At 34.7% G+C, this 13,208-nt stretch carries 11 protein-coding genes; 10 read left to right on the top strand and 1 reads right to left on the bottom strand.

The genetic code is table 11. The annotated features are described in order from the left end of the window. Positions 1 to 108 precede the first annotated feature (108 nt). Positions 109 to 945: a hypothetical protein gene (locus AAZR93_RS17930; protein WP_434720606.1), complete on the top strand. Its 837-nt coding sequence runs from the start codon at positions 109 to 111 to the stop codon at positions 943 to 945. A gap of 157 nt (positions 946 to 1,102) precedes the next feature. Here AAZR93_RS17930 and AAZR93_RS17925 read toward each other — a convergent pair whose 3' ends face one another. After that, complete coding sequence (locus AAZR93_RS17925) at positions 1,103 to 1,414, bottom strand: hypothetical protein (protein WP_434720605.1); 312 nt, start codon at positions 1,412 to 1,414, stop codon at positions 1,103 to 1,105. Positions 1,415 to 2,055: 641 nt separating this feature from the next. Here AAZR93_RS17925 and AAZR93_RS17920 point away from each other — a divergent pair. The 9 genes from AAZR93_RS17920 to AAZR93_RS17880 all read left to right on the top strand — a co-directional run bounded on the left by AAZR93_RS17920 (position 2,056) and on the right by AAZR93_RS17880 (position 13,197). Continuing rightward, positions 2,056 to 2,589: a hypothetical protein gene (locus AAZR93_RS17920; protein WP_294108718.1), complete on the top strand. Its 534-nt coding sequence runs from the start codon at positions 2,056 to 2,058 to the stop codon at positions 2,587 to 2,589. Between the two features lie 44 nt (positions 2,590 to 2,633). Continuing rightward, on the top strand, positions 2,634 to 4,919 hold the full coding sequence (locus AAZR93_RS17915; protein WP_434720604.1) for a TcfC E-set like domain-containing protein: 2,286 nt from the start codon (positions 2,634 to 2,636) through the stop codon (positions 4,917 to 4,919). Between the two features lie 20 nt (positions 4,920 to 4,939). After that, complete coding sequence (locus AAZR93_RS17910; protein WP_434720603.1) at positions 4,940 to 5,617, top strand: hypothetical protein; 678 nt, start codon at positions 4,940 to 4,942, stop codon at positions 5,615 to 5,617. Between the two features lie 11 nt (positions 5,618 to 5,628). Continuing rightward, entirely contained in the window at positions 5,629 to 6,150 is a 522-nt protein-coding gene (locus tag AAZR93_RS17905; RefSeq protein ID WP_294108725.1) for a hypothetical protein, read from the top strand. 7 nt (positions 6,151 to 6,157) lie between these two features. Then, positions 6,158 to 6,790: a hypothetical protein gene (locus AAZR93_RS17900; RefSeq protein ID WP_434720602.1), complete on the top strand. Its 633-nt coding sequence runs from the start codon at positions 6,158 to 6,160 to the stop codon at positions 6,788 to 6,790. 8 nt (positions 6,791 to 6,798) lie between these two features. Next, positions 6,799 to 7,782, top strand: coding sequence for a hypothetical protein (locus AAZR93_RS17895; RefSeq protein ID WP_434720601.1), 984 nt, complete (start codon positions 6,799 to 6,801; stop codon positions 7,780 to 7,782). Between the two features lie 9 nt (positions 7,783 to 7,791). Next, positions 7,792 to 8,934, top strand: a complete 1,143-nt coding sequence (locus AAZR93_RS17890) for a hypothetical protein (RefSeq protein ID WP_434720600.1) — start codon at positions 7,792 to 7,794, stop codon at positions 8,932 to 8,934. A gap of 211 nt (positions 8,935 to 9,145) precedes the next feature. Then, positions 9,146 to 11,197: a hypothetical protein gene (locus tag AAZR93_RS17885; RefSeq protein WP_434720599.1), complete on the top strand. Its 2,052-nt coding sequence runs from the start codon at positions 9,146 to 9,148 to the stop codon at positions 11,195 to 11,197. A 38-nt stretch (positions 11,198 to 11,235) separates the two neighbouring features. Continuing rightward, entirely contained in the window at positions 11,236 to 13,197 is a 1,962-nt protein-coding gene (locus AAZR93_RS17880; protein ID WP_434720598.1) for an RCC1 domain-containing protein, read from the top strand. Positions 13,198 to 13,208: the final 11 nt, after the last annotated feature.

The raw sequence follows: 13,208 nt of genomic DNA, 5'->3' as shown, positions 1-13,208 counted from the left end.
TTAGAATTGTATTTTGGTATAGCGGCCATTTCGATATCAATTATTTGGAATATATCAGAATGTTATAATTCGTATTGGGTCTATTGTGTTTTTTCGGGTAAATTCAAAATGAATAAAATTAATCGACAGTTATTAACAATAAAAGAGAATATGTGGCTTTGCAGAATAATGTCTTTTTTATCCTCCCCATTACAATCTTCTTTTTTAATATGTGTGATTATTTGGGGAATTGCTTTCACTATGTGGCCATATGGAAAGGATAATGTTCGATTGATGGTCTTCTGCCTAGGCGCTGTCGTATCACCACTGCTTATTTGGTGTATTTTACGGTTTACATATTTACATCATCTCTCTATCGCTAGCGAGAAAGTAAAAAACTATACTCGCGATAAACCAAACACTAGTAGGAAGGTGATTAAACTTGATGAGATTATAATAAAAGAAATTTTTTTCAGTGTTATTGTAACTTTAGCGATTGTTCTGCCTATTAAGCATAAAAAAGCATTTGATTTAGGGCAAGGATATGCAAGCCCAAGTTTTATTGTAGCATTAATCATATTAATATATTGTATACTGGGTATTATGCTATTTTTATCTAGAGGTTCCCAAATAAATTTCCTTGTGGGGAAGATATTATTATCTGAAATTGATTTCAATTATAGCTTTACTCGTGGTTCGGGGGGCTATTCTCTTCATACAACAAATTTTTATCTTAGGTTGCTAGTTTGGATGTGTACTATTTTTATATTAGTCACTATATTTTGTTTAGTTTTTGAACTGTTGAATGTACCAGTCTGTTTTGCTTATATATTGTGTACTTGTCTTATCCCAACCATTATTATTTATAGAGTCGAAAGGGTTATCCATTGGCGGCATGATTTCAACCTTGCATCTGATATGTGTTTACGAATCAATGCAGTTAATCAGGCAGCTACTCATGGATAATGGAATACTTAGAAAAAAGCTAAATTTAAGCTTCTATTTATTTATAGATGTTAGATGTTCTAATAAAAATAGCTACGATAATCGAGAGCATGAATTTGAGCTTAATTTTTCAAAGGGGCTCTATAGAACATGAACGTCAAATATAGGGAAGATATTATTAATCACAGACATCGTCACCAATAAATGACCAATGTAAGGAGTTGCTAATAACTTTTCCTGATGAGCGAATATATCCCTCTTCACTTAGTTTTATAAGTAAATGTCTGGTTTTGTAAATACTAAATTGACAATACTCGGAAATCTCTCTAGTTGTAGGCCAATGACTTTCATCTTTCTGAGAAAATTGTTTAATATTTTCCATTTTTAATCGATGCTGTTGATTCAATATTTTAACTGCATTGAGTATGAGAGCTAATTCAAAGTTATTAATTTTTCGGCGCTTTTTCGTAGTGGCGGTTTCATCGCTCATAATGGTTCCTTTCAACAAAGTATTTATATCACCTGATAATGAAAATTGGGTCATAAGGTTATTATTTAAATATTGAACTAATCTTTCCTTTAGATATGACCATCTATATAGAGAAGGCAAATAGATACCCATAATATAGAGCATAACTAAATAGTATCTAAAGCTAAATCTAAAGGTTATGACTTAAGGTAGTTGCTGTTCATATATATATATTATTAAGGCATTCTCGGGATAATTCAATAGTGTTTTAGCTAATAAATGAGAACAGAATATTGTATCGCTATTTACAAGCTTGCGATCCTTATTATCGCATGACGCTTGTGTGATTAAGATAAATAATTTTATACTTTGAAATGACCGTTTTATTTAACTTTGGGTTTTTATCGGTGAATTATTAATGTATTATTCGAATCAATCACTAATTAAGTGATCAAGTAAAGCACTGCAATAATTTACATTGAAAGTTTCAAAGCCGAAGTGAATGATATTATCTACTCATCCTCTCTTTTAATTTGTATTCTTTCTTTACAGCAATGTGCTTTATTTTTATAGCGCTATTATCCAATATGCATGACTTATGATGTAGTTATAGGTGGCATTTAATGGATTTAATTTCTTGAAATAATAATGGGAATATATGTATGAACTTTAAAAAAATGTCGAGTAACGTCGTTAGTATTATTGCATTGGGCTCTATTCTCGGTGGGGCAGTTATTGCTAATGCTGCTGATGGTGTAGAAAGGAAAATTACGCTAACCGCCCAAATCAGTGATGGTATCTATGTCACTAAGCCTGATGGGAAAACGTGGTATACCACGGAAGAATTAGAGTCCGTTGATCATAAGCAAAGTGCTTTTGCTAAAACATTAGATGTGCGGGTTTGGACTAAAGGTGAGAAATTTAATGTTTCAATGATTCAGCCTCTTATTATTCAACGTAATGATGGTGCCTATCGCTTAAAAGATACTAAGGTTAGTTTTGGCGGACCTGCAAATATCTTAGATTATGGTAAACCACCAGTTTCTATCACACAGAATTTAGTCGGTGATGGTGGTTTTGATGATATTTATAAACTGAATATTGGCGCTACTGCACCGACAAGTACAGGCGCAGCAGGCGAGACTAATGGCGCATATAGTGGTGATCTCGTCATGTTATTTGAACCATCTGCATAGAAATAAGGTTATTATCTAGTGAATTAGTAGGCACAAATCAAATTATGTTTAATGTTATTATTACAGAGTCAGAAATATGGCGTTATAAATTTAAGATGTGCCTACTAGCTATTTATGTCGGTTTATATAGCCATGGCGTAAAAGCGGATAGCACATCTTTAGTATTTAAAACTCCTCCGGGTTTTGAAAATATCAACGTGGGAAAAGCATCAGGTTTTTTAGTAACCTATAATGGTAATGCTTTACCAGGTTATGCTACTTACAATTTAAGTACTAAACTATTATCTATTGATAGTAGACGTTATAAGGAAAATGCTTTTAATTCTAAGGATGTTAAAAATGTAAACGAAATACTGAAACGCATTAATTTTGAAAAATGTGAACGAGGTTGTGAGATTCAAGTAGATAATAACGATGTATCTATTGATAAATTAAATCAAACCATATCTATTTTTGATAAAAATTCAAAATATATTACACCTCAAACTGATTTTAGCTTAGTGCATAATCAGACTATAGATGTTAAGGGTAATAATGATGGTTATCGGAGTGCTAATATATCAGGGAATGGTTATATTGGTCTTCCATCACAAATGTATGGCTATTTTAATTGGTATTATAATAATCGTACCTATCAAAATACTCAATCTAGTAACTCTGCGATATCAACTTATTACCTTCAGAAAAATTTTGATAAATACTATGTAAGAGCGGGAAAACAAAATTCACTTGATTATTATGCAGGGGCTGTAAATTCTGTTATTTCGCCAAGTTATAATAGTTTTTTGACTGTAGGTAGTCAGGATAATTTCAGCCGTGAAACTAAGCAGAATGGCGCAGATGTATTGACCTTTTTTGCTATGAGCGAAGGTAGCGTAGATATTGAGCGAGATGGACGAGTATTGCTCAATCGTTCCTCTAGTATTGGTAAAAATGAAATTGATTACCGCATGCTTCCTAGTGGTTATTATCCTGTAGAGATAATTTACTTTGATAAAAACGGTCGAGAAATAGGTCGTGAAAGCCAGATGATCAATAATGTTAATTATGGTAATCAGGGTGATAATTGGCATATTACAGCGGGGAAACAATTATACGATGATAGTAATATTTTGGAAGTTGGTGTCGGTCACGATATGCAAGGTTATTATGGTAACATACTGGCATTAGCCGCTGATAATGGCAAATGGACGACTGATATTAATATTAACAAGCCATTATTATTTGATGAGCAAGTGTTTCAGCCAACAATAGGGTTCCGAGCGGGTGAAAAAGGAATCGGTGGATATGCTAGTTTGGCTGTCGGCAATAGCGAACTTGGTAGCATTACGGCATCTTATTATCAGCAAGATGATGTATCTGATGCATATTATACGGCCAATAGCAGCTCTATTAGCTATTCTCGTAACTTTGGTGCCAGTTTAGTTTCATATTCATATGGTCGTTTCTATAGTAGTGATTATCAGCAACTCCAAATTAGCCGTTTGTTTACCGGCGAGACATTTTATGCAAATACATCATTAGGTGTTAAGAGACAAACAAATTTTGGGGATGGAGTTTACCTGAATCTAACTCTATCCTATAAAGATAGTCAGACGCGCCTAAATATTTATAACTCGAGTGGTGATATTGCTTATTCAGCGAGTTATCAAAAAGAGTGGATTGATCAATTCGGCTCTACGACTGCGAATATTGATTATGGGCATAATAAAGACAACGATAGTATTACTTTAAGTGCAGGGCGATCTGGGTCTTTAGGTGAGTTAAATACTTCAGTTGGTTTTGACCGCAATAACACTCAGAGTAGTATTTATTATCGTGGTGGATTATCTGTCAGCAAATATGGTATTTATCCTGGCCGTTATAATAATAGTGGTTCAGTATTATTAGTAGATACCCCTGCTAATGATGGAGGTAGCTATTATGGGTTTAATGTATTTGGCAACCCTGTGAAGAGTGGGCTAATATATTCAGTTCCAATTAATAGTTATAAGCCAATTGGTTATGCATCAGTTTCAAATAATAATGCAGAAGATATTGATATGCAAATTGAGGTTCCTGTTAATGTACTTAAGAGTCATCCTGGCCAGGTTTATTACTCTAAGGCTTTAGTTAATATCAATCAAATATATAGTGGCTTTATGCGTAATACACTGGGTGAGCCTGTTTCCGGAACGCTTAGCAATGGTGAACCCGTTTACCGAAATGGATTATTTTCTTTCAACTCAGAAAAAGTACTTAAAGACATATCTTTAAGTCATGGTGACGTTAATTATAAATGTGATTTGACGTTAAAAAAAGATAACGGCTATGTTTGTATTCCATTATAAATAATCCATAAGGACACGATATGCTAAGGTTATTTCTATTATGTATTTTACTCATTCAATTTGGCAATGCTTGGGCGGTCGGGCAATTATTAGTTACACCTGCAAGTACAACAGTTGTATCAAAACAATCACGTATTATAACGATTAAAAATACAGGTGATGCGCCAATATATGTAAATGTGTCGTTATTCCATGTTGAGAATCCAGGTCTGACTCCTGAGATTAAAACGTCGATTCAGGAAATGTTAGAACCAAATATTATTGCTTCACCCACTAAGATATCACTGGGTCCGGGGCAAAGTCGCGAAGTTAAGCTAGTTGGTTTAAACGCTCCAGTAAAAGAGACTGTATATCGATTATATGTACTTCCAGTCTCATCTTTTAATGTTATTGGAGGCAAGGAGGCTAATAAAAAAATTTCCGCACCCACTGTAATTTCTGTAGGTTATGGCGTTTTAGTACGGGTATTACCCGATGGTGAAGTACATCAAGAACTAACATATGAATGTAAATCGGATGGAATGTTGTTAATTAATAATGGCAACACTCGAGCAGATTTAATGAATGTGACTACAGATGATAGTAAGCAGAAGGCAATATCTCGCCTTAGTGTTTATCCGTCTACACCCGTACATTTTTCTTATAAGAGTTTTGTGGCTAAATTTAAAGGTAAAGAATTTTCTGCCTCTTGTAAATAATGGTGGTGAAAATGAGTTTTAATAAATTAGCATTATTGTTGATATTTATTAGTTTTATTTCTCAAGCGGAAGTTACTATTCACGGAAATAAAAGTATTGAAATAATAGGTGAAGTTGTAGAGGAAGACAATTTTGAAGTCACGGATGGAAATGGAGGTTGGTATAACGAGCTTGAGTTAAAGCAGCAAGAGATAAATTCTCCGTATCAAGTTGACGCACGGGTTCATGTATTATCAACCAACCCAAATTTTATGGTTACTCTGCAAAATATTGTTGTTTTAAGAAATGATTCAAAAGGTTTATCTTTTGCACCAGCTGAAGTTATTTTTTCGAGTATTCAGGGTGAGACTAAAAAATTAAAGCCAATGGAAAGTCAGAGTTTTACTAATCCGGATGTACCGGTTGGTGCTGATAGTGAAGGCGAGTATACACTTAGTATATCGGCGAATGCTCCAATCGGTAGTAATCAAGATATCTCAGGTGCTTATGTTGGTGAGATTGCACTTATTTTTGAACCTTCAGCTTCGGATTAGTTTATATATGAAATTACGATCTTATCGTTTAGTTGCAGCATTTATTTTTTTATATTCATTTAAAGTATGGTCTGCAATAGATGTCGTGCCTAAAGTGTTGGAATTAACTGGTGATAGTGATCGTATTGCAATAATTAATAATGGCGAGAAAACAGAATTTATTAATATAAAACTTAAGAAGATAACTAACCCAGGAATTGATTATTCTTTTGAGGATTATATTGATATAAAAGAAGATGACGATCCAAAAATATATTATTCACCCTTTAGGATTGCGTTATCACCTAAGCAAAAAAAATATCTTACCGTAAAAAGGGTAAAGGAAGTTTTATTTGAGGAGGTTTATCGTATTGATATAATGCCTAGCCTACTTCCGGTTTCTAATGGCAATGATTCCGCTGTTATTATTAATATTGGTTTCAGTTCTATTATTCGAAATTACCCTAAGGTTATCAGAAAAGAGTTTGAGTTTAATTGCGGAAATACACAGGATGTGGCCATAAACAAAGGTAATACTCATATAACTGCAAGGTATATAAGTGGTGATTTAAAAGGTGAGGCTATCAATATTTATCCCGGTCAAAAGAAATTTTTTCCTCATAAAGATGTTGTTGTGGAAAATCAAACTTGTAGGTTATAGGTATTTAGATGAAAATTAATATTCTTTGTGTTTGCTTGTATCTCATTGTCATTACACTTTTTGAATCCACTTCGGCCTGGGCAGCTTCTGTGTATCCTAAAAGGGTGGGGAACTACTATAGCTGTAGATTAGAAGATAATGGGAATAATACTAGCAAGGCAACACTTAGCATAGATTATATGGCATACCGAGGGGATTACTCCTTAACTTCACGTGCTATTGCAGTGGTATTTTATAATTTCAGTGGTAAGCCTATCGGAAGGAACCTTCAACCTAGTAGTGTGATCCTCGATGGCGTTAAGGCAACAACAGTTCATACTATCCGAGAAGTACAATATTATCGAGCGAGTCTCAGTAAGGTATGGAAAAATAACGATTATTTTTCAGCCGAAATTGTTATTGATAATATCAGTAATAAATATTTTAAAGACTGGCCAGCTATGTCGGTTGGGCTTGCGGATCAAGATTCTAGAGGTGACTTTTATGTCAATAATACTGGGGTCGCATATCTTACTTTTGATAAAACAACGGACAGCTGCTGGCTTGTAGAACCTGAGGATCCACCTCCTCCAGAACAACAAATTACTTTTAATTTTGATTTACCGCAGCGCTGGGACTTAAAAACCATTAAACCGGGGAAGTCAGTCATCAATTTAAGTGGCACTGGGAATAACCCATTTTGTATAAATTATAACGGTATGGAAACTGCAGATAATAAATTTATTTTAATGGTTAATAGTGATAGTGAAAAAAATAATACATTTAATTTACGTAATCAAAATGATGTTTCTAAAGAGATACAGTATCAACTACGACTCAACAATGGAAGTAATGTATTAAGATTTCCTGCGATTGCAGGCCGAAGTTATTCCTTTGATAAAAATGCCACCCAAGTTTGCTTTTTGCCAATTTTTGATATTGACGCAGGAAGCAGTCCACAAGCAGGTAATTATAAAGATGTTCTTAACTTTAACATTATTGTAAAACCATAAGGAGTTTTTATGTCAAATAATTTAATGCTTAGCACAAAGGCTATTATTCTTGATGCAAGAAAGCCAGAAAATAAAATAAAAGATTTAGTGATTACTGTAGAGAATGAGTCAGGTGAACCAGTTATTGGTCTTGATGTTACTTTAACACGGCATAGAATTATAAAGTTTCCTGATGTGCCGAATAGTGATGATCCTGCAGTACCTGTGGTGGTTAAAACTGATCAAGAGGGTAGGTATACACTTAAGGTATCAATGGATTTAGACCCTGGGTTAGCTTGGGCAAGTGAAGGCTTTATTAATGTCTCAGTGGTTGCAGATGACGGTAATGTTGAAAATGTCATAACATCCACAGTAAAAGTATTTTATGGTACTCGTCCAGAAACTTATTTCCTTAATATTAAAACAGACCCAGTTTCGGGGGATTTAGAGTATGACCGTTATGAGAAAGAAGATACTACATTCGTAATTGTTTATGGTACTCCACAGCCACCGGAAGCAACCTTGACTCTTAGATTATACTTAGATGGTAATATGCATGAACGGTTTCTGCCAGATCCTGTAAAACAGACAGCTATTGATTTGAGGGCTGTTTTTGATAAGAAAAGCTTTGTAGATGGTGAGCATCACCTTTATTATACTTTGTCTGGTGAGCCCGGGAATATTGCAACTTCTTTTGACCTACCATTCAAGATTAGCCGTGGGTCGACAGTCAGAGAATTGAAGTCTATCTCTATTCCAAACTTGTATAATGGTTATATTAATCAGGCCCATTGGTATGATGGTATTAGCTATGATTTTTCTGAATTGTGTAAGAGTGTCGTTTTTGATGATATTGATGTAACAGTAGAAACGCCTTTAGTGCTTCGATTCTTACCTTTCAATACTGCCGGTGATGAAGTAGAGCTTACAGCCCCTAATGAGGTCAAATTGAGTCTTGAACAAATTCAGGCAATATATGATGATCCAAAACATTTATATGTAGGCCCTCCGGGTTCTCAAGATGATATTTTCTATGCATTACAGCAAGGTTCTTTGCATATTGACTACCTTTTGAAAATAAAAAGAATTGAATATCCAAAACTTTCAGCTGTATATCGAGTCTTAGTTGATCTCTTACCGCCTGCAGTTAGAAATAAATTAATTAATAACTAATAATTAATATGCCGCATTTAAATATAATACTGATACTGAAATATTTAAGGTTAAAGGTTTTGAAATTTTAAATTAATTAAAAAGTATTTTAAGCCTGATTCATTGCTGATTTATAAAGCATGACTGTTATATTATATTATATTCAGAACCTACTTGACTGGTTAGAGTCAGGTATTTGAATGCGGTTTTTTTTACATTGGTTGGTGATTCTATGTTTAAATATTATGGCTTGTTTCCTCCTTATCTTCCACAAATGAATAATGGGATAATTAATGAGGATGATCTTTCAGTTGATAATAAAATATATGTAGAAATAGCAGAGTATCAACGGGCTGATGTTGCTGATGAAATTAGAGTTAATTTTGATAAAATTAGTTCAAAACTAAAAGTTATAACTGATCCGAGACACGAATTTCCTGTGCAAATGGTATTTGATGCAAATATCATCCCAGACGGCGTTTATAAAATAGATTATTCTGTCACTGATTTTGCAGGAAATACCAGTGAATCACCATTTACGTTTGCCATTGTAGATAGACGGGATAGCGGAACATTGCCAGCACCTATTTTTATTGATGCTGATATTAATAATATTATTAACAATAATGATGTTATTTCTAACTTTGGAACACATATTCACGTTCCAATATATCCGAATATGTCTATTGGCGATGAAGTGGTTCTTTCATTTTGGATTATTGATGATGAAACTAATTTAGTTGCTCCCGGGTCGTCTTATACGATTAAACATCTTATTGTTGGCCAAGATATCACTGATGGTTTTGTCACTTTGGTTCCTGAAATCAATATACTCTTAGTTAAACGCGGGAAGGCTAAAGCACGCTATCAGTCAATTGATGCTAGTCAGCATGTTGAAACGTCTAAAATTGCCACTGCCATACTCGAATTAGATATCAGTGTTTCTCTTCCGGCTCCTGTGTTTATTGATAATATTCACGGATGGTTAACATCGACACAGTTGAGTAAGGGTATTAGAACAAGATGCAGTTATGATGATATGGCTATAGGTGATATTGTTACTTTGTATATTCGTGGTTATACCATGGATAATATCCCGATTAATGGGACGAGTGCCAATATCATTCACACTGTAACTTTATTTGATGTTGATGACGGTTATTTACTTCTTACCTTTTTGAAAGAAATTGCTGAAAAATTAAATTTTGGCTATTTTACTGCTTACTATAAAGTTTTCCGTGCGAATAGAACCAGATACTCCTATTTTAGCAACGTCAAAGTTGATTTGGTGCATATGAACCCATTGAGTGCACCGGTGTTCATGCAAGCGGAAAATGGTGTTATCTATATTTCTGATATAGAAATGGACGATGGTGCTATTGTCCGAGTGTCGTATCCTGAGATGGCCTTAAATGATACCTTATCAATTTACATCCATGGAACCGATGAGAATGGTCATTTTATTAATAACTCTGGATATCAGAATGTTGTTATTTTAAATACAGGTGATGTCGCTAATCAGTATTACGACTTTATAGATCCCAAAGAAAAAGCATTACTTGTTCCTAAGAATGGGAAATTACATGCTTACTTCACCGTTATTTATGCTGATGATGGAGGGTTTTCCTATTCCGAGCAGTCTAATGTCGTTGTTGATAACAAAATAAGTGATGTTATTACAAATAATGCTGCACCTTATGATTATGATGTCGTACATGTCCGTCCTTATAATTACGCAAGAGTTATTGACGAGCCGGGTACAATATTAAAGCTTTCTTCACCTATTTATACTCAGTTCGTTGAATCTGGCACGAATACTCATCAGATAACAGTTAATTTAGAAGGTGAAGGACGTTTTAGATTATTATCTTCACATTCAGGTAATGTAACGATTTCTATTGTAAAAGCAGCTAACCCCATTATTAGTCGAAGTTTGATGACCCATTTTGGTAATTATATTCTTACCGACGGAAATATTGATTTCTATAATAATTCAACCAATGCATTAAGTGATGGTGTTATGCCATGCTGTATATATTTAAGAACCGCCCCTAAAGATAATATAAGTAATGTGGATATTACTAAGGTGTTTGTTCAGGTAGATGGTAATGCAAAGATTGTGGGTTCTACTGCGATTGGTGGTCAATCTGCAACAATTAATCTTAATGATGACTTTTCATGTGAAATTCAGGTTGTTAATACTGTTTCTGAATCAATCTCAGCCATAATTACTTTGCCTGAGAGTCCAGGTACGTTACTTATTTTAAATTTACTATTTCAATAGAATTTATTACACGACGAATTTTTTATTTAGAGGTTATTATGGCCCTTTCTGTAACTATTACAGCAACATCAGGAGCAGCCGCAGATGGTATTGCTGAAAATGCTGCTTTTGCTGTGTTACATGATGGTAGCATTTTAATTGATAACAAAATCTTAATTTTTACTCTTAGTGGCTCTGCTATTTTTACAGATAGTCTTACCAATACAACCAGCCGTGTGACTTCTGTTATTGGTTCTGCCAGTGTTAGTTTTACCGATCTTGTTGGTGAGACAGTTATTATTACTGCAGCTTATCAGGATGACCCTTTAGTAAGTGGTTACACTGAGTCTACTTTTGTTGATATACCACTGGTGTTAGAACCACCCTATATTGAACCATCATTTGGTAATATTATCGATTATTCAGTGATTGAAAATACTATCGATTTCATCGTGCCACCTTGGGCCAATATGAAGGTAGGTGATATTGCCCATGCTTATATTGGAAATATTACAGCATGGGATGCGATATATCGTGTGGAACAAAATGATATTGGTAATTCTATTCGAATTGTTATTAACAATGCAAAAGATTTACTTTTTCAGTATATCGATAAAACATTAGTTGCATATTATAAGGTTGGGGATATTCAATCTCCTGACGCATTATATTATGTTGTTAATGCTTATATTAGGAATGTTTCTATTATTGGCAACCGTGATAGTGATGGTTCCGCTTTACATTTATGTGCCTTTAATTCATTGACAGGAAATCCAATAAAGGTGAGGTGGCAGTATTACCTCGAAGATACTTGGCAAGAGTCTGCTCGTTTTACTGATCGACATCCGTTGAAAGAACTTCATGTTTCTCTTGCTAATCAATCAGGGTCAATCACTATTTATCCAATGAATACGGCTGCAGTAGGGGATAGTAATAATAGTATTGCTTTTGCGGTTACTTTAGCGGGTAAGCTTGTAACATGGGGAGGCCGTCTGGAATGGGCTGTCCCCCCTAGCAATGTAGCCGCTCTTTCTAACATAACGGCTATTATTGCCTCACCTAATATCGTTGCAGTCCTCGATACAAATAATACGCTTTATTCATGGGGGAATAATGCGGTTGGCGGAAATCTTACCGCTATTGTTGATAATGTTTTAACGGCAATTTGTAATCGAAGTGCGATTTGTGCGATCACTGATGGTGGCTATCTGAATGCTTGGGGCAATATTTATGCAGGCGGAAAACTCCCCACAGGACTGCCTGTTGAGAATGATTATATGTCAGTATCTGCTGCAAGAGGGGCCTTTTGTGCAGTAAATCGACAAGGATTCGCTGTGGCTTGGGGAGAGAATAACTTCGGAGGTAATATGCCGAAGGATATACAGAATATTAATAATATTGTTGATGTTTTTGCTACAGATGGTGCTTTTGCGGTGCTTACTGATATTGGTGTTGTAAGAGCTTGGGGTAATGGTGATTATGGCGGTACATTACATAAGCCTATTAACAATGCTATAGCGATTGCATCATCGAGCAAAGCCTTCGCTGTACTTCGAAGTGATAATACTGTGACTGCTTGGGGGAATGGTTTATATGGTGGGATCGTCCCTGCAAATATTGCAGCCCTCAGGAATATAATAGCTATAAGTTCTACTGATGGTGCTTTCTGTGTGCTTTGTGACAATGGAAAAATCTATACTTGGGGAAGCAAGGAATATGCGGGCGTGATCCCGCCTGATATTGTTAATAAAGATATTTTAACTGTTTCCGGAATTAGTGGAGCCTTTTCATATATCACGAATAAAGGTTCTGTATCTGGTTGGGCTAATTCAGGAACCTTCAATACAGTGAGCGACCATTTTTACAGAACAGCATATCGCTTAACGCGTAATACACCAATTAATACTTTTTTATGTATGGATTTAGATGGAAATATAGTTTCTATAGGCGATAAAGGCAGTGTTGGTAATTTACCACCAGGAATTAATAATATGCTTCGTTATAGTGAGTTTAAATTTTAATATATAGGAGA

The organism is Providencia sp. Je.9.19 (assembly GCF_051129765.1).
GTDB lineage: Bacteria > Pseudomonadota > Gammaproteobacteria > Enterobacterales > Enterobacteriaceae > Providencia.
The sequence above is the reverse complement of the archived record's forward strand: the minus strand, read 5'-3'. Positions and strand labels throughout refer to the sequence as shown.

Coding starts and splice junctions, on each gene's coding strand:
- AAZR93_RS17930 (WP_434720606.1), top strand. CDS start 109: ATGAATAAAATTAATCGACAGTTATTAACAATAAAAGAGAATATGTGG.
- AAZR93_RS17925 (WP_434720605.1), bottom strand. CDS start 1,414: ATGAGCGATGAAACCGCCACTACGAAAAAGCGCCGAAAAATTAATAAC.
- AAZR93_RS17920 (WP_294108718.1), top strand. CDS start 2,056: ATGAACTTTAAAAAAATGTCGAGTAACGTCGTTAGTATTATTGCATTG.
- AAZR93_RS17915 (WP_434720604.1), top strand. CDS start 2,634: ATGTTTAATGTTATTATTACAGAGTCAGAAATATGGCGTTATAAATTT.
- AAZR93_RS17910 (WP_434720603.1), top strand. CDS start 4,940: ATGCTAAGGTTATTTCTATTATGTATTTTACTCATTCAATTTGGCAAT.
- AAZR93_RS17905 (WP_294108725.1), top strand. CDS start 5,629: ATGAGTTTTAATAAATTAGCATTATTGTTGATATTTATTAGTTTTATT.
- AAZR93_RS17900 (WP_434720602.1), top strand. CDS start 6,158: ATGAAATTACGATCTTATCGTTTAGTTGCAGCATTTATTTTTTTATAT.
- AAZR93_RS17895 (WP_434720601.1), top strand. CDS start 6,799: ATGAAAATTAATATTCTTTGTGTTTGCTTGTATCTCATTGTCATTACA.
- AAZR93_RS17890 (WP_434720600.1), top strand. CDS start 7,792: ATGTCAAATAATTTAATGCTTAGCACAAAGGCTATTATTCTTGATGCA.
- AAZR93_RS17885 (WP_434720599.1), top strand. CDS start 9,146: ATGTTTAAATATTATGGCTTGTTTCCTCCTTATCTTCCACAAATGAAT.
- AAZR93_RS17880 (WP_434720598.1), top strand. CDS start 11,236: ATGGCCCTTTCTGTAACTATTACAGCAACATCAGGAGCAGCCGCAGAT.